Origin of the sequence: Streptomyces sp. NPDC058691, assembly GCF_042714775.1 — a bacterium.
Taxonomy (GTDB): domain Bacteria; phylum Actinomycetota; class Actinomycetes; order Streptomycetales; family Streptomycetaceae; genus Actinacidiphila.
Genome location: NZ_JBHXSO010000007.1, coordinates 65,856 through 82,009, shown reverse-complemented (window position 1 = coordinate 82,009; position 16,154 = coordinate 65,856). Strand labels below are relative to the sequence as shown.

Annotated in this window: 18 protein-coding genes and 1 tRNA gene; 10 read left to right on the top strand and 9 right to left on the bottom strand. The window is 71.6% G+C overall.

The features are described from left to right. The first annotated feature begins 134 nt into the window (after nt 1–134). Nucleotides 135–989, top strand: coding sequence for an MBL fold metallo-hydrolase (locus ACFWVC_RS07300; RefSeq protein ID WP_384279853.1), 855 nt, complete (start codon nt 135–137; stop codon nt 987–989). Nucleotides 990–1,010: 21 nt separating this feature from the next. Here ACFWVC_RS07300 and ACFWVC_RS07295 read toward each other — a convergent pair whose 3' ends face one another. Beyond that, nucleotides 1,011–1,646, bottom strand: coding sequence for a CGNR zinc finger domain-containing protein (locus ACFWVC_RS07295; protein WP_384279851.1), 636 nt, complete (start codon nt 1,644–1,646; stop codon nt 1,011–1,013). 111 nt (nt 1,647–1,757) lie between these two features. After that, nucleotides 1,758–2,747 (bottom strand): zinc-binding alcohol dehydrogenase family protein, encoded by a 990-nt coding sequence (locus tag ACFWVC_RS07290; RefSeq protein ID WP_384279849.1) that lies wholly within the window; start codon nt 2,745–2,747, stop codon nt 1,758–1,760. Between the two features lie 162 nt (nt 2,748–2,909). Here ACFWVC_RS07290 and ACFWVC_RS07285 point away from each other — a divergent pair, with 162 nt between their 5' ends. Both ACFWVC_RS07285 and ACFWVC_RS07280 read left to right on the top strand, forming a co-directional pair. Then, nucleotides 2,910–3,542, top strand: a complete 633-nt coding sequence (locus ACFWVC_RS07285) for a TetR/AcrR family transcriptional regulator (RefSeq protein WP_384279847.1) — start codon at nt 2,910–2,912, stop codon at nt 3,540–3,542. 308 nt (nt 3,543–3,850) lie between these two features. After that, nucleotides 3,851–4,672 carry an SDR family NAD(P)-dependent oxidoreductase gene (locus tag ACFWVC_RS07280; RefSeq protein ID WP_384279845.1) on the top strand — a complete coding sequence of 274 codons (822 nt, stop codon included), beginning with the start codon at nt 3,851–3,853 and terminating at the stop codon, nt 4,670–4,672. A 109-nt stretch (nt 4,673–4,781) separates the two neighbouring features. Here ACFWVC_RS07280 and ACFWVC_RS07275 read toward each other — a convergent pair whose 3' ends face one another. Continuing rightward, complete coding sequence (locus ACFWVC_RS07275) at nt 4,782–5,372, bottom strand: flavodoxin family protein (RefSeq protein ID WP_384279843.1); 591 nt, start codon at nt 5,370–5,372, stop codon at nt 4,782–4,784. Nucleotides 5,373–5,820: 448 nt separating this feature from the next. After that, a complete protein-coding gene (locus ACFWVC_RS07270) occupies nt 5,821–6,084 on the bottom strand; it encodes a hypothetical protein (RefSeq protein WP_384279841.1) in 264 nt (87 codons plus the stop codon). A gap of 268 nt (nt 6,085–6,352) precedes the next feature. On the opposite strand from ACFWVC_RS07270, the gene ACFWVC_RS07265 reads away from it, so the two are divergent. Continuing rightward, nucleotides 6,353–6,595: a DUF5302 domain-containing protein gene (locus tag ACFWVC_RS07265; protein ID WP_384279837.1), complete on the top strand. Its 243-nt coding sequence runs from the start codon at nt 6,353–6,355 to the stop codon at nt 6,593–6,595. 170 nt (nt 6,596–6,765) lie between these two features. Here ACFWVC_RS07265 and ACFWVC_RS07260 read toward each other — a convergent pair whose 3' ends face one another. Together ACFWVC_RS07260 and ACFWVC_RS07255 are read right to left on the bottom strand one after the other, a co-directional pair. Then, complete coding sequence (locus ACFWVC_RS07260; protein WP_384279834.1) at nt 6,766–6,897, bottom strand: hypothetical protein; 132 nt, start codon at nt 6,895–6,897, stop codon at nt 6,766–6,768. A gap of 285 nt (nt 6,898–7,182) precedes the next feature. Further along, nucleotides 7,183–7,257: transfer RNA gene (locus ACFWVC_RS07255), tRNA-Thr, on the bottom strand. A gap of 109 nt (nt 7,258–7,366) precedes the next feature. Here ACFWVC_RS07255 and ACFWVC_RS07250 point away from each other — a divergent pair. Both ACFWVC_RS07250 and ACFWVC_RS07245 read left to right on the top strand, forming a co-directional pair. Then, nucleotides 7,367–7,537 (top strand): hypothetical protein, encoded by a 171-nt coding sequence (locus ACFWVC_RS07250; protein WP_384279831.1) that lies wholly within the window; start codon nt 7,367–7,369, stop codon nt 7,535–7,537. 227 nt (nt 7,538–7,764) lie between these two features. Next, nucleotides 7,765–8,550: a hypothetical protein gene (locus tag ACFWVC_RS07245; RefSeq protein WP_384279827.1), complete on the top strand. Its 786-nt coding sequence runs from the start codon at nt 7,765–7,767 to the stop codon at nt 8,548–8,550. 69 nt (nt 8,551–8,619) lie between these two features. On the opposite strand, the gene ACFWVC_RS07240 is transcribed toward ACFWVC_RS07245, so the two are convergent. Beyond that, nucleotides 8,620–9,543: an SDR family oxidoreductase gene (locus ACFWVC_RS07240; protein WP_384279825.1), complete on the bottom strand. Its 924-nt coding sequence runs from the start codon at nt 9,541–9,543 to the stop codon at nt 8,620–8,622. An 86-nt stretch (nt 9,544–9,629) separates the two neighbouring features. On the opposite strand from ACFWVC_RS07240, the gene ACFWVC_RS07235 reads away from it, so the two are divergent. Both ACFWVC_RS07235 and ACFWVC_RS07230 read left to right on the top strand, forming a co-directional pair. Then, on the top strand, nt 9,630–10,196 hold the full coding sequence (locus tag ACFWVC_RS07235; RefSeq protein WP_384279823.1) for a TetR/AcrR family transcriptional regulator: 567 nt from the start codon (nt 9,630–9,632) through the stop codon (nt 10,194–10,196). Nucleotides 10,197–10,345: 149 nt separating this feature from the next. After that, the gene (locus tag ACFWVC_RS07230; protein WP_384279819.1) at nt 10,346–12,382 is read left to right on the top strand and encodes a S9 family peptidase; all 2,037 of its coding nucleotides are present in this window, start codon (nt 10,346–10,348) and stop codon (nt 12,380–12,382) included. A 46-nt stretch (nt 12,383–12,428) separates the two neighbouring features. On the opposite strand, the gene ACFWVC_RS07225 is transcribed toward ACFWVC_RS07230, so the two are convergent. Beyond that, nucleotides 12,429–13,145 carry a tetratricopeptide repeat protein gene (locus ACFWVC_RS07225; protein WP_384279815.1) on the bottom strand — a complete coding sequence of 239 codons (717 nt, stop codon included), beginning with the start codon at nt 13,143–13,145 and terminating at the stop codon, nt 12,429–12,431. Nucleotides 13,146–13,247: 102 nt separating this feature from the next. Here ACFWVC_RS07225 and ACFWVC_RS07220 point away from each other — a divergent pair, with 102 nt between their 5' ends. Further along, nucleotides 13,248–13,862 carry a hypothetical protein gene (locus ACFWVC_RS07220; protein WP_384279811.1) on the top strand — a complete coding sequence of 205 codons (615 nt, stop codon included), beginning with the start codon at nt 13,248–13,250 and terminating at the stop codon, nt 13,860–13,862. Between the two features lie 189 nt (nt 13,863–14,051). After that, nucleotides 14,052–14,804: a hypothetical protein gene (locus ACFWVC_RS07215; protein ID WP_384280124.1), complete on the top strand. Its 753-nt coding sequence runs from the start codon at nt 14,052–14,054 to the stop codon at nt 14,802–14,804. On the opposite strand, the gene ACFWVC_RS07210 is transcribed toward ACFWVC_RS07215, so the two are convergent. Continuing rightward, nucleotides 14,788–16,140, bottom strand: a complete 1,353-nt coding sequence (locus tag ACFWVC_RS07210) for an aldehyde dehydrogenase family protein (protein WP_384279807.1) — start codon at nt 16,138–16,140, stop codon at nt 14,788–14,790. The genes ACFWVC_RS07215 and ACFWVC_RS07210 overlap by 17 nt on opposite strands. Nucleotides 16,141–16,154: the final 14 nt, after the last annotated feature.

Here is a 16,154-nt window from a genome sequence, read left to right as displayed (position 1 = left end):
CACCTTCACCAGTGACCTAATCACCGATGTAGATCAAGCATCGATCAGCATCCCCGAGCTCCCGCCACGACCGATCCGCCGGACTTCGACATAATCAAAGTGCGAATGCTTATGACGTCAGGAGGAGAGGAAGTATGAACAAGGCTCTGTCCTATGAGGTGTCGGTCGCGCCGCAGATCCCCCAGTCGGGGCGCGGTCCGCTTCCCGACGGCAGTCGCCGGATGTGGTCCCCGATCTCCTCCACGCTGATCAGCGGCGAGCGTGAAGCGGTGCTCGTCGACCCGCCCATGACGAGCGAGCAGGCCGCGGCCGTCGGCGACTGGATCGCGGCGTCGGGCAAGCGGCTGGCGGCGATCTACGTGACCCATGGGCACGGGGACCACTGGTTCGGGGCCATCCCCCTCGTGGACCGCTTCCCGGACACCGAGGTGCAGGCGACGCCCGGCACCATCGCCCTCATGGCCGCGCAGGCGGCGCCGGCGTTCCGGAAGTCGTTCTGGGACCTGGTGTTCCCCGGGCAGATCCCGCAGGGGATGGTGGACGCGATCCCTGTCGGCGCGGAAGGCTTCGAACTGGAGGGCCACCGCCTGGTGCCGATCGAGGTCGGCCACACCGACACCGACGCGACGACCATGCTGCACGTGCCGGATCTCGGTCTGCTCCTGGCCGGCGACGCCGTCTACAACGGCGTCCACCCGTATCTCACCGAGTCCGGCGGGCTCGCCGGCATCGACAGCTGGCTGGCCGCCCTCGACACCGCCGAACGCCTCGCCCCCCGCGCCGTGGTGGCCGGCCACAAGGACCCTCGGTCGCCGGACGCGCCCCGGCAGATCGCGGAGACCCGCCGATACCTTCAGGACGCGCGCCGGCTGCTCCCGGAGGCGGGCGGCGCCCAGGAGTTCTTCGACGCGATGCTCGCGCTGCACCCGGACCGCATCAACTCCGGCGCGCTGTGGGGTGCGGCCGTCACGCTCTTCCCCACGCGGTGAGTGCCGGGCCGCCTCGGCGGCTCACTGCGCCGAGGACAGCCCGCGCTCCTTCAGACGGGCCCGATAGGCCCGCACGTTCTGGGTGTTGCCGCAGGTCGACACATCGTGCCAGACCCGTGAGCAGTTCTTGGAACGGTCGTAGAACGCGCCGCGGCAGCGGGGGTTGGCGCACACCTTCAGCCGGCGCAGCGTCCCGCCGTAGGAGGCGGCCACCAATTGGATCAAGGTGTACGAGCGCACGGCCTCGACACCGGCCCCCTGCGGACGCAGCCGCGCGCCTCCCGCGCCCAAAGTGACGGCGGCCGTCGTCTCGATGGAGGGGACGGAGACGGCGACGGCCCCCGAGGGCGGCCCCTCGGGGGGATGGGCGGACAGCACCGTACGCAGGTCGTCGCGCAGCGACAGGACGTGCCGGAGGCCGTCGGCGTCCAGGTCGTCCGGCGCCGCGGGGGCACCGGGGTCGACCTGGTGGAGGACGGCGAAGGACGAGTCGAGCCACTGCCGCGCCGACTCGACAGAATCCAGCAGGTCCGCCTGGCGCGGCTTGCCCAGGCTCGCCGTGTTCAGCAGGTCCTGGACGAATCCCAGACCGCCCGGAGCGTTGCTCTCCGCGTCCTCGTAGCGGGCGGAGGCGGGCCATCGGACCGCTGTGGTCATCTCGTCCTCCTCCTTGCTTCCGCGGACGGCGGATGTAAGAGCCTATCGCCTTCACCTCTGGCAACACAGGGGGGCTTCCGCGTCCGCGCCGCTCGCGAGGTGTCGCGGGCCTCACATGCCGAGGAGTACCCGGCCGAAGGGTCCTCCCTCGATGAGGTGGCGCTGGGCCTCGGCGGCCTGCTCCAGGGGGAAGACGCGGTCGACAAGGGGATTGATCTCCTTGCGGGCGACCATGTCCAGCAGTTTCACGTTGGCCGCGTTGATCTGCTCCTGGGTGAACATCGCGAACTGGAAGCCGCGCACATGGGCGGCCTTCCAGATCAGGTCGGTGACGTTGATGTCGGCCTGCATTCCGCCCGAGTAGCCGATGCTGATCAAGGTTCCGCCCCTGGCGAGCGCGCCGAGTGCCTGGCCGGTGATCGGTCCGGCCACGCCGTCGAGGACGACGTCGACGCCCTTGCCGCCGGTGAGCCGCGCGACACCGTCACGCAGCGACTCGCGGGTGAGGTCGACGACCTCGTATCCCGCGGCCCGGCTCAGCTCGGCCTTGGCCGTGGTGGTGGCGGTGGTGATCGCGAGGGACGCGCCGAGCCGCCTGGCGATCTCGACGCCGCCCTGACCGACCGCGCCGCCGCTCCCGGGGGCGAGCACGGTGTTACCCGGCTGGAACCCGGCCAGTTCGGTGAGTGCGAGGTAGGCGGTGAGGTAGCCGGCGCCCGCGGACAGCGCCACCGCGCCGGTGTCGTCGATTCCGTCGGGAACGGTCAGCAGGTGAGCGGGCTCGGTCACGATGTAGTCGGCCCAGGTGCCGTCGGCGTCCATGCCGTAGCGGCCACCGCTGATCATCACCCGGGTACCGGCCGCCGGGCCGAGGGCGCCGGGCTCCTCGACCGTTCCCACGCCGATGCTCCCCGGCGTGACAGGGAAGGGCTTGACCGCGCCGGGCGGCAGCTTGCCCCAGCGCACGGTGTTGTCCAGCGGGTGGATGCCGGCCATCGCCAGCCGGACCAGCACCTGCCCGTCCCGGGGCACGGGCCTGGGGACCTCGGCCAGGTGCAACACGTCGTAGTCACCGAACCGGTCGTACTGGACAGCTCGCATCGTCGTGGCCTTCCGCAATGTCTGAACGTGGTGGGGCGAGCGCCGGCCCGGCACGGCGGTGGCACCGCATGGTGAGACACCACCGAGCCAGGTAAAGCGATCGCTTTCCTCGACGCTAATACGGCCGGACTGCGAAGTAAAGCGACTGCTATACTTCAGTCCGTGGAGACCGAGAACAGCGCGTCCGGAACCCGGCGCCGCGGCGGCCGGGGCGCACGTGAGCGCATCCTGCGGGCGGCCGCGAAGCTGTTCTACGAAGAGGGCATCCACGCCACCGGCGTCGCACGCCTGGTGGAGACCGCCGAGGTCTCCACGCGCACCTTCTACCAGCACTTTCCCACCAAGACAGCGCTGGTGGAGGAGTACCTGCGCGACTACGAGACCGGGCTGGCGCAACGGATCGAACAGCACCTGACCCGGGAGGGGCTCACCCCCAAGGACCAGTTGCTGGCCCTGTTCACCATGGTCGCCGACGCGGCCCAGGGCTCTGCGGGAACCGTGAGCACCCGTGGCTGCCCGCTCCACAACGCCGCCGTCGAAGCCGCGGGGAGCATGCCCGACGTGCGGGAACTGGTCCAGCACAACAAGCAGGGCATCGCCCGCCAGCTCACCGAGATCGCCGCCCGCGCCGGTGCCGCCGCTCCGGAGCAACTGGGCCGCCACCTGGTCGTTCTCCTCGAGGGTGCCACCGCGCTGTCGACCTCCCTCGACAGCCCCCAGCCGCGCCACGACGCCCTTGAGGCCGCCCGCGTCCTGGTCGATCTCGCCCTTCCGGAGACACGACCCGCCGACTGACGGCACGGCAGTGCCCCGCGGTGCGGCATGGGGTATTTTCCCGATGCCCCGAACCCCCCGTTACTGGCAGGCTCCTCAGCGTTACCGCCTGCTCGTTCAGAGGCACGTCCACGGCACGTCCAGGGCGTCGATCACGACTCCGGACGGCCGACAACCGTTCGTCGCAAAGGATGCACGTGTACGCACCGGAACGAGAGTCAGCGGCCGGGACCCGACGCGGGAGGATGAGGCCGCCCAGACGAGACAGCACTCTTCGTCTGCGACACCGTCCGGCCGGGGGGCTCGACCTCACCGGCCGGCGATTGACGGTGATCGGTGGAACGAACGGGCTGGGACGCGCCGTCGCCGCTCAGGCCGTCGCCCAAGGTGTACGGGTCACCGTGGTCGGCCGCACGCTCCGGGAGACCCCCTCGGCGCGGCTGTCGTTCGTTCAGGCCGACCTGTCCTCCATGCGGGAGGCCGTGGAAGTGGGGCGCGAACTGCAAGTCGGGGACTGCGACGTCCTGTTGTTCACCACGGGGACCTTCGCCGCCAGGACTCGTGAGGAGACTCCCGAAGGCGTGGAGCGGGACTTGGCCGTCAGTTTCCTCAGCCGCCTGGCCATCCTGCGGGAACTCGCGAGCCGCCTCGGCACCTCCCGGCCCGACCGGTCGTTCCGGCCTCGCGTCTTCGTCATGGGCTCGCCGGGCTGGGGTGAACTCGGAACGGTCGCCGACCTCAACTCCGAGCGCGGCTACAAGACCATGAAGGCGCACGGCAACACTCTTGCCGGAAATGAAGCCCTCGTTGTGGCAGGCGAGCGCCGCTTCCCGGGCCCCGCGTACTTCGGGTTGGCACCAGGCGTGGTCAGGTCCGGCATCCGGGCCAACGTACTCGGCGAGGGCAGCGCGGCCCACCGGCTGACCGAGACCCTGATCGGCATCCTCGCGCAGTCACCGGACACCTACGCCCGGCGGACGCTGCCTGTGCTGTTCACACCTGACCTGGAAGGCCGCAACGGTTACATGTTCGGGGCCAAGGGCACGCCGATCCGGCCGTCACGAGGCTTCGACGCGGAACACGCACAGTGTTTCCTGGCGGAATCCGAGGCCCTCCTGCAGCGGGCACTGGAATCCGCTCTCCCTCGCTGACACCCCGCACCGGCGAGCCCCGGCCGCACGGCCGCCGTCACGGGCCGTGAACGCACCGCTGCGTGCGTTCACGGCCCGGACAGCGCGCCGCCGCGGGTTGAGCCTGGGCTCAGACGCCGACAGCCGCTCGTCCGGCGGCGTGGATGCGGGCCTGCTCGGCGATGCGGCGGCCGAGGTGCTCAGCGGTGGCTATGTCGGCCTTGTGGACTTCCTCGGGACCGTGGTCGGTGTGGGTCTGAGCGCCCGCGCCGAGGTAGAAACCGAGCCGGTTGAGGTCGTTCTCGGAGGCGGTGGAGCTGTTCCAGCCCGGGTGCAGGCCGAGGTTGACCCAGGTCATGCCGTGCTGGGCCGCCAGGACGGTGAAGTACTGGAGTGTGTGGAGCTTGTCGCCGCTCTTGGCGCCGGAGTTGCTGAACCCGGCGGCGAGCTTGTCCTTCCACGAGTGGACGAACCAGCGCTTGGAGGTGGCCTCGGCGAACTGGTGGAAGGCACCGGAAGCCGTGCCCATGTAGGTCGGCGAACCGAAGACGATCGCGTCGGAGGCGTCGAGCAGCGCCCACTGCTCGTCGGTGATCTCGTCGACCTTGATCAGGTGGACGACGCCACCGGCCCTGACCACGCCGTCACGTACGGCCTCGGCAAGGACGGTGGTGTGGCCGTAACCGGAGTGGTAGGCGATCGCTACGACGGGATTGGTCATGAAGATTCTCCTCCAGGCGGTGTGTCCGACCGGCTCCTTCCGGGAGCCGGAAGGCCGACGACCGTCCGGCGTGGCGGCTCGGGCAGTCGGCCTTCCCACTGCCGACCGCGCAACCTCTGACGCTGTGACGCCACGGGGCGACGTGTGAGAATGCACACTCCCGCGGCGACGATGACGCGGGCCATGTCGAGGCCGCCGAACTCGACGGTGGAGAGCCGATGGTCGGTGATCCAGGCCTGTTGCGACACGCCGCCTTCGGGAGTCGCGGCTTCTGCTGGCAGAGCGCGGCCCACACGCGTTCGCCGACGCGGCGGCGGGTGATGGCGTGGTGCTCGACATCGAAGCGTTCCGGCCACAGGGGTTCGCCCAGTTTACGGCCGAGCCGGTCGGTGTCGCTGTCGGCGAGCGCGGGAAGATCGATGATCCCTGGTCGCAGGCCACCAGAGAATCAAGACCATGACCGCGCGATGCGGGCCGCGTCCTCGTCGGAGACTTCGACCCACGTGGCGGCGACTTGCTCCCGGCCGAGCTGCTTGGCGGCAGCCCAGGTGTGGGTGCCGCGGTTGACGACGATGGCCTTGTACTGGCCGTGGATGCGCAGCGACTCGTCGATGTCGTCGGTGCGCGGATTGCGGTAGTACGCCACGAGGTCGTCGATCGGCACGGCCGGCGGCAGTGGCGACTCGGGGATGCGGGCAGGCGCAGCACTCACAGCGGAGTCCTTCGTGTTCCGAAGTCCGGCCCTGGGAGCGGGTCGATGGAGTCCAAGGTCAGCCCGGGAGTTCGAAGCCGACCGCGCCGCACGCGTGACGAGCAGGTTCGCCGTCGGTGGCTGATCAGAGAGGGTTCGCACCGCGTCATTTGGGCGCCGGAACATTCGAGCTCCGGTGACGAGTCGCGCCGACCGGCGCGGAGCCGCCTGAGCGAGGCGCCCCGCATGACAAGCTGTGCTTCCCACTGCCCGAGTCCAGGAGGTCACCATGACTACAGCGTCTCCATCGCAAGAAGGTTCCGAGCCGGCTGACGCCGAGAGCCCTGCCCTGGCGCCGGACGAGGACGGCCAGTATGACCTGAAGGCCAAGTTTCGGGAGGCCCTCGCGCGCAAACGCGGCACGCAGGCGGAGGCCACGGCCCTCGCTGCGAACACCGACGCGTCGAAGGTCCGCGGCGCGCACGGCCCCTCTGCCAGCCAGCGGTCATTCCGACGCAAGAGCGGTGGCTGAGAGGTCGTTTCGGTGGCGTTACGCGGCCTTCAGCCACTGGATGCTCACCACCGCGCCCACCGCCTGAATCCACCCGACGGCCGGCTACGTCGGCATCACACCAACACGCTGCCAGTGGGAGTTGGCGGTGGCGGGGCCGGCGGCCGCTGTGTGCTGCTGCTGGTTGCGGGTCAGGTGCTGATGGCGTCGTTGCCGGTGTCGTCGTCGGGTATGCACAGCACTGCTGTGTGGGTACGGATGCGGCGGTACTTCTGCTCGATCGTGTGCCCGTCCCACTGGGCCCGCGCGTCTTCGGCGGGCACCCGCTGGACGTGGTCGAACAGCGCCGGGGCGTATCGGGCGAAGGACAGGAGGCGGAGCAGGAGCAGGGAAAGGATGCCTCGAAGCAGGCGAGGCGGCGGGTCAAGCGGCGAATCTTCGGGGCTGGGGCGGCCTGACGGGACGCCGTGTGGCCCGCTGTCCCACATGCGGGGCACACCGTGGCCACACGGAGCCGGCTTTTCGCCTCACAACGAATGTGGTTCAGACCACGCGTCGATCAAGGAAACGACGAAGGGCGTCAGAAGTACTGACCTGGCCCTTCGTCATGGAGCCGCCTTCGGGATTCGAACCCGAGACCTACGCATTACGAGTGCGGCCGCGGCAGCGTTGGCCAGGCGCGCGGTCGTTGAGGTGTGGCGGGACGGCCGCGGCTTTCGGCAAGTGCTCGGTGCCCTCCGGCCCGAGGCCCCGCCAACGCGGTTCCGGCCCCCGGCGGGCAGCGGGACCCGCGTGGTTTTCGAGCTGGACCCGGGCTACTTCGGTTCCGATGCGGCCATCAGCGACAACCTGGGTTCGCTGGACCTGCATGCTCCGCACTGCGAAGAGCCCGGCGGACCGGGGCACATCGTCATCCTCGACAAGCGCGGCAGTGGGCACCCGGCCGAGTGGCATCACCGTTAGGACTGCGCGGCCGAGGAGCGGGGCAGACGTCGCGGGAGCGTGGCGGCGAGCGCTGCCGTCAACGGGACACCACCGAGCGCGGCAGGGCGCACGCAGTGTGCCACCACCAGGGCCACCAATGGCCTCACCGGCACACGTTCGGGGTCGCTGCGGTACAACACCCGGCATTTCGGGGAACGAATGGGTACCATCCGGCAACAACACCGGAATGAGGAGAGCGGGCTGTCGTGTCCAAAGAATCCAATGAGCCGGGCATCACCACGATCCAGGACCGGGCGGCCGCGCGCGCCGCGCGCATCGCAGCCGACCTGGACGGCAACGCTCGCGAACAGGAAAGCGTCCGCGCTCAGATCAGCGAGCTGCAGGACCACTTGACCAAACTGGGCCGTGAGCACGAGTGGCTGACCCAGTTGCAGAGCACCGAGCCCGCCGAGGGCGGCGCGACGCCCCAGCGGCGGGAGGTGACCCGCACGGAGGCGAAGACGCCCGCGTCACCCACCGTTGCCGGGACACCGAAGACACCGAAGACGCCCAAGGCAACGGAGGTGACGGAGGCGACGGCGCCAACCAAGGCAACGACAACGGCAAAGGCGCCGGCGGAGACGGTCGCCGAGCCCGCGGTCCCCCGCCCCCGTGGAGGCCGCAAGAAGGCACCCGTCCAGACCGGCACGCGCGAGCGCAGGAAGACCGGGGCCCGTACCCGCAAGCCGGAGGCCGGGCCGACGCTGGTCGGTCTCCTCGAGGAGATCCTGTCGACGAGCCATGAACCGCGCATGGTCAGCGAGATCGTCAACATCCTGACCGAACAGCACCCCGACCGCGTGGCCAAGACCCAGGTGGTCCGGAACACGTTGGAGGCGCTGGTCGCCAAGGGCCTCGCCGAACGCGCCCGGAAACAGGGCTCCGTGTTCTACACCCCCGTCAGCCCCGCGAAGAACGCGGGCGACGGCAACGGCCCCGCGGCGGCGACCAAGCCCGAAAAGGCCGTCGAGCCCGAGCCGGCAACCGCCTGAGAGCGCGGTGGGACGGGGCAGGACCCCGGAGCAGGCGCCTCCGGGGTCCCTGGCACCCGGCCCGGCCGGTCAGGCGCCGGTGACGGGCGGGTGGAAGTAGTGGCCCTTGTCGAGGTCTTCGAGGAGACCGGGGTGGGCCGGCTCCCAGTCGAGCAGTTCGCGGGTCAGGGTGTTGGAGGCCGGGACGTCGAAGGCGAGGAAGGCGCCCAGCCAGGAAAAGTGCCCGGCCGCCGCTTCCGGGGCCACGGACGTGACCGGGACGTCGAGTTGACGGCCGATCACCTCGGCGACGTCGCGGATCGGCACGCCCTCCTCCGCGACGCCGTGCAGCACCGAGCCGGCCGGGGCCTTCTCGGCCGCCAGGCGGAACAGCCGTGCGGCGTCGAGGCGGTGGACGGCCGGCCAGCGGTTGGCGCCGTCGCCGATGTAGCCGGACACGCCCTTGTCGCGGGCGATGGCGACCAGGGTCGCCATGAATCCGTTGTCGCCTTCGCCGTGGCAGGTCGGGGACAGCCGCACCACGGATGAGCGCACGCCGCGCGAGGCGAGTGCCAGCGCGGCCTGGGCCGTGGTCGCCCGGATCGACACCGGCGAGCCGTCGATCGTGGGCATGTCGCGCTCGGTCGCCACGTGCCCCGGCGCGAGGCCGGCCACGCCGGAGGCGAGGACGAAGGGGCGGTCGGTGCCGGCCAGCGCGTCGCCGAAGGTGTCGACGGCGCGGCGATCGGCCTCGCCCGCGTCCTGGAAGCCGCCGGAGAAGGCGATGTCGTGCTTGAAGGCGAGGTGGATCACCCCGTCCGACGCGGCGGCCGCATCCCGCAGGACGTCGAGGTCGTCGATGGTGCCGGGCAGTACCTCCGCCCCGGCCGCGGTGAGGGCGGCGGCGGAGGCGTCGGAGCGGGCGAGCCCGACGACCTGATGCCCCGCGTCGATGAGCTCGGGAACGACGGCGGAGCCGATCCAGCCGGACGCGCCGGTCACGAATATGCGCATGGGAGGAACCCCAGACTGTTGATGTCAGTTGCTGTCATCGACGTTAGCACCTGATGTCAGCCACTGTCATCGCGTAGGATCCACGCATGGGTAGATGGGAGCCGGACTCGCGCGGACGCCTGGCGAGAGCCGCGCTGGAGCTCTACAGCGAGCGCGGATACGAGCAGACCACCGTGGCGGAGATCGCCAAACGGGCCGGCCTCACGGAGCGCACGTTCTTTCGGCACTACGCCGACAAGCGCGAGGTGCTCTTCGACGGCTCCGGCACGTTGCAGGAGCTTTTCGTCGAAGCGGTCGTCGGCGCTCCGGAAGCCGCGCCGCCGATCGACGCGGTGGCGGCGGGGCTCGAGGCGGTCTCCACGATGTTCGACGGCCGCCGGGAGCACTCCCGGCTGCGGCAGGCCGTCATCGCGGCGAACCCCGAACTCCAGGAGCGCGAGCTGATCAAGCTCGCGTCGATGGCGGCCTCGCTCACCGAGGCCCTGCACCGGCGCGGCGTCGCGAGGTCGACCGCGAGCCTGACCGCCGAGGCGGGGATCGCCGTCTTCAAGGTGGGCTTCGAGCGCTGGATCGCGGCGGCCGAGGAACGCGGGATGTCGCAGCTGATGCGGGAATCGCTGGACGAGCTCAAGGCCGTGACCGCGGGCGGCTGAGGCGGACGGCCCCCGGCGGCGGCGCGCCGCCGTGCGCTGCCGATCGCGCCGCCGGCCCCACCCGCCGCACCCCTCTCATCAGGCCAAGCTTCGTTCCGTGCCCGGCAAAGGACTGGTGCGGGCCCGCCCGGAGACGCAGGATGATCCCCATGCCTGAATCCACTGCTTTCCACGACCTGGCGGCGTTCATCGCGCTGCCCCGGGTCTCCTCGCTGGCCCTGTCACCGGACGGAACCCGTCTGGTGACGGTGGTTCAGGAACTGTCCGCCGACCGCACCCGATTCGTCGGCGCCCTGTGGGAGGTCGACCCGTCCGGGGAGCGCCCGGCCCGGCGGCTCACCCGCTCCGGGCGCGGCGAGTCCGCCCCCGCGTTCCTGCCCGACGGCACCCTGCTCTTCCTCTCCTCCCGCCCGGTCGCCGATCCCGGTGAGGGCGCGGACGACAAGCAGGAGGCAGCCCTGTGGAGCCTGCCGGCGGGCGGCGGCGAGGCGTCGCAGTTGCTCGTCAGGCCCGGCGGGATCGACGGTTACGCGACCGCCGCCGCGGCGTCCCGGATCGCCCTGGCGGCCGGTCTGCTCCCCGGCGCCGCCGATGCCGAGCAGGACGAGCGGCTGCGCGAGGCCCGCCGCAAGGCCAAGGTCTCGGCGATCCTGCACGAGTCGGTGCCGGTGCGGTACTGGGACCACGACCTGGGTCCCGCCGTCCCCCATGTGTTCACCGTCCCGGACGCCGGCGCCGGGCAGCCTGCCATGGTGGACTGCGGCGCCCGCCGGGTGGCCGGCTCCGAGGACATCGCGGTCTCCCCCGACGGCTCACTGGTCGCCTACACGGCGGCCGTCGGCACACTCCCCGACGAGATCCGCCATGCCGTCGTGGTCGTGGACGCCGCCACGGGCAAGCAGCTGCGGGTACTGGAGTCCCCCGACGCCGAGTTCGACGCTCCGGCCTTCACCCCGGACAGCCGCCGGCTGGTCTGCGTCCGCGAGCGCCGGATCACCTTTGACAGCCCCGGTGACGTCACGCTGTGGCTGGCCGACGCGACCGACGACCAGGACCCCGGCCGCGATCTGCTGCCCGCCTTCGAGCAGTGGCCGGGTGCTCCGGTCGTCTCCCCGGTGCCCGGCGAGGACGGTACGCCGGTGGTCTGGTTCACCGCCGACGAGGCCGGACACGCACCCGTCTTCCGGCTCTCCACCGGCAGCGGCGAGCTGGTCAGGCTCACCGCGTCCGGCGCGTACGCCGACGTGGTGGTGAGCCCGGACGGCGGCACCCTGTACGCGTTGCGCTCGGCCGTGGACAGCCCGCCCGCCCCCGTGCGCCTCGACGCCGCGACGCCCGGGCAGCAGCCGGTGACGCTGCCGTGCCCCGGGCAGGTGGCCGCACTGCCCGGCAGCCTCACCGAGGTGCACACCACCGCCGAGGACGGGACGGCGCTGCGCGCCTGGCTGGTGCTGCCGCACGACGCCCGCCCCGACGCCCCGGCGCCTCTGCTGCTGTGGGTGCACGGCGGCCCGCAGACCAGCTGGAACGCCTGGCACTGGCGCTGGAGCCCCTGGGTGGCCGCGGCCGCCGGCTACGCGGTCCTGCTGCCCGACCCGGCCCTGTCCACCGGCTACGGGCAGCACATGCACGAGCGCGGCTGGGCACACTGGGGCGGTGCCTCGTACCAGGACGTGCTGGCGCTCACCGACGCCGCTCTGCGGCGGGACGACCTGGACGCCGGGCGCACCGCGATGATGGGCGGCTCGTACGGCGGCTACATGGCCAACTGGATCGCCACGCACACCGACCGCTTCAAGGCGATCGTCACCCACGCGAGTCTGTGGAACATGTACAGCTTCGCGCAGGTCACCGACTTCCCGGCGTACTGGATGCGCCGCCAGGGCGACCCGTTGGAGCGCACGGAGCGGTACGAGCTGGAGTCCCCGCACCTGCGGGCGGCGAACATCACCACGCCCATGCTGGTGATCCACGGCGACAAGGACTACCGCGTGCCGATCGGCGAGGGCCTGGCCCTCTGGAACGACCTGGCGCGGTTCGAAGTCCCGGCGAAGTTCCTGTACTTCCCCGACGAGGGGCACTGGATCACCAAGCCGAACAACATCCGCCTGTGGTACGCCACCGTCCTGGGCTTCCTGGCACACCATGTGCTGGGTGAGCAGTGGCAGCGCCCCGACCTCGTCTGACACCCACGCCGCCGGGGCCCGGTGCGACCGGGCCCCGGCGGCGCCGTCAGTACGAAGGGTCACCCGGCTGCCGGGGGTTCACCGTGTCGCGCCGTTGTTCCAGCCGCTGCGTCTGCTGAGCCGCCCGGATCTCGCGGAGGAACGCCGCGCTCTGGAAGGTCATCAGCGAGTTCAGCGCGTGCTGTTCCCTCGCGGGGTTGGCAAGGCACAGCTCGTAGAAGTGGGCGGCTCGCCGCAGATCCGCGTACGACGTCCGGTACAGGTCGGCCACGCGGTACTGCGCGTACGGGTGGCCGGCCTCCGCGGCCGGCAGGAAGCACTCCAGCGCGTGGTCCACCGGGGCCCGTTCGAGCCGCACCAGGCGCTCCAGGTACAACTCGCCCAGCGCGAGCATCGCCTCGGGTTCGCCGAGTGCGGTCGCGCGCCGGTACCAGTCGGCGGCCGCGTCGTAGGACTGCCCGATCCCGGCCTCGGGGCAGCCCCGCTGGTACAGGCTGCCCAGGTAGTACGCCGCCCTGGGCGATCCGGGACTTCGGCGCAGCCAGGGAACGGCCTGGGCGTAGTCCCCCTGTACGAAGCGGACATGTCCCAGCAACTCCCCGGCGGCCGAGTGGCCTTCGGCCGCCGCGGGCTCCAGGAAGAAGCCGGCGGCCGGGCGGTACTGGCCGCTGTCCCAGCAGTACCGGCCGATCCGGTAGAACTCCTCGGCCGTGACGGGCTCCCGCCCGTCCGCGGTGAAGTCGACACCGTTCCAGAGCACCATGCCGCAGGCCCCCCAGTCTCCCTGTCCCGCTTGTCCCCCTGCCCCTGCACGCTACCCCGGTACAGCCGTGCGATGGCGGGGGCGCGGGCGGGTCATGGACGCATGACGCACATACGAAGGGCCCTGCCACTCCTGCTCCTCCTGCCGGCGGTGGTGACGTCGGCCGCCTGCGGGACGGAGTCGGCGAACCGCCCCGAACTCGAGGCCCGGGCCCGGGCGCTGGGCATCGAACGGGGGATGGTGTACGTGACCGACGTACCCGGATACACCCTGGCGAACCAGTCCGTCGGTGTGATCGGCGATCACGGCTACGGGGCCTCCTACTTCTCGCCCAGCAGCGGGAGCATCGAGATGCGGGTGGACGAGCGCAGGGGCGACCCCGTCGCGTGCACCGACCCGGACACCCGGCCCGAGGCCGAGCGGGGGTCGTGCGAGCGTGACGGCGAGAGCTGGTACCGCGCGACGGATGCCGGCCACGAGTACGTGTTCCAGGACGGCGGACGGGTGATCCGGCTGAGCGGGGACCGGGCGGGCGTCACCCGTGACGCCCTCCGTCAAGCGGCGGAGAACGCTCATCAGGCGGACGACCGCGAACTCGCCGACGTCCTGCCGACGACCGGCGCCGGGCCCGGACCCGTCGAGCGCGGCGATCTGCCGGCGAACGGCGACGTGGCACCGCAGGACCCGTTCGAGATCACCGCGGGAACCAGCGGCTGAGGGAGGACGCGCGCGGAACCCGATACGGACGAGGTACGTCTCAGGGACATCGCGGGAATCCCCGCACCACGTCCGGGGGGCGTCATGAGATCGTTCACGTTGTTGGGAGTGCTCTGCCTGGTCACCATCGGGTCGGCAGGGTGCGGGATCGAATCAGCGGGCGGCGGAGCGGACACGGCCGCCCCTCGCATGCGGCAGGTGGCCGACGCCTGGAAGGACACGAAGGCGGCCGACGCCTGGCGGGAGGGCTACTACCCGCTGGAGGACGTCGTCCGGCTGCCGGACGGCGCCTTCCACAACAAGGCGGACAAACAGGCCTACCTGCAACGGAACTTCACCCTGCGCGGCGCGCTGCCCGGCGGCGCCGCCCGGCACGGACGGATCCGGTGGACGAGCGGGGAGTCGCTTGCTGCCACGGTCATGACGGCGCGGCAGGCGTACGAGACCCTGGACAGCGGCGACGGCGGCCCCGGCGGCGACCCGCTGACCGTGACGAAGGCCGTCTTCGGCACGATGACCCTGAGCACCAGCCGGGGCCCGGCCCGGGTCCCCGCCTGGCGGTTCACCCTCGACGGCTACGACACACCGCTCCAGCACGTGGCGGTCAGCCCCTCGAAGCCTCCGCGGGCACCGGTCGAATCCCTGTCCCAGTCGCAGGACACCGGCGGCCTGTGGCCTTTGCACGGGCTCAAATCGGTGGCCGGGGACGGCCGGTCCGTCACCGTGGGGGCGGAGCACGGCTCCTGTGACGACGGCCCGGCCGTCGATGTCCTGGAGACCGGCGACAGCGTGGTGCTGGCCGGCCGCGTGCGTGGCGCCAACGACGGCCCGTGCAACTCGATGTTGCTCGTCGACCCCGTGACGGTGAAGCTGGACCGCCCGCTCGGCGGCCGGCTGCTCCTCGACGCGTTCACCGGCGCACCGGTCACGATGGCGCGCTGAGCCGGGCGGTCACCGTCTTGGGGCGCTGGTACTCGTGCAGGGCCAGCGTGCTGAGGTCCGTGCCGTGACCCGAGGCGCCGCGGCCGCCGTGCGGGAGTTCGGCGGTCTGCACGAGATGGCAGTTGAGCCAGACCTCGCCGGCGTTCAGCCGGCCGGCGAGGTCGAGTCCGGCGGCCAGGTCGCGGGTCCATACGCTCGCCGCCAGCGCCTGCGGTACTCCGTGCGCCAGCGCCACGGCCGCGTCCAGGTCTTCGGCCCGCTGCACGGTGAGCAGCGGGCCGAAGACCTCCTCCACCACCGCCGGATCGTCGTCGGGGAGGTCGGCCAGGATCCGGGCGGGGCGCCAGAAGCCGTTCTCCTCGCCGGGCCGCGGGGCGATGCCGGCCGCGACGTTCCGCCCGGCGGAGGATGCCTTGACGATGCCGTCGTAACGGGCCAGCTGGTCGGGGTTGTTGAGCGGCCCGAAGTCCCGTCCGGCCAGGCATTCCCGTGCCGCGGACGACAGTTGCTCCACCGCCTCCTCGTAGTTCTCGCGCAAGGTGATGACCCGCGCGGGGGCGGCGCAGCTCTGTCCGGCGTTGTAGGTGCAGGCACGCGCGAGTTCCGCCCAGGTGCCGGCGGGCGCGTCGGGCAGCACGAGCGCGGGGGCGTTGCCGCCGAGTTCGAGGCTGACGCGGCGCCCCGCGGCACGTGCCGCCACATCGGCCCCGGCCGCCGCGCTGCCGGTGAAGGCGACCATGTCGACGCCGGCCCCGACCAGCAGCCGGCCGGTCTGCCGGTCGCCGGGAACGGCGGTGAGGACGCCGGGGCCCAGTGCCTCGGCGGCGTGCTCCGCGAGGAGTTCGAGGGTGTCGGGAGTGGTCTCGGCGGGTTTGGCGACCACCGTGTTGCCCGCCGCCAGCGCGGGCGCGCACCGCCAGGCGGCCATCATCAGCGGATAGTTCCAGGGCACGACGACACCCACGACGCCGAGGGGTTCCCAGCGCACCCAGCTCTCGTGGCCGTCCACCAGCCGTCCGGCGGCGGGTGCGGACTGGGCGCGGACGGCGGAGGCGTAGAACCGGAAGAGGTCGGCGACCTGCTCCACCTCTCCCGCCGTCTCGGAGTCCGGTTTGCCGGTCCCGGCGGCCTCCCGCGCGACGTAGGAATGCGCGTGCTCCTCCACCAGCGCGGCCAGCCGTTCCAGCCGGCGGGACCGTTCCCTGGGGGTGAGCGCGCGCCAGCCGGGCAGGGCCGCGCGGGCGGCGTCGACCGCGGACCGCACCTCCGGCTCACGGGCCAGCGGGGAGGTGCCCCGGACCCGGCCGGTGCGGGGGTCGATGAGGGTGGTGTTCACAGTGCGCCTGCCTC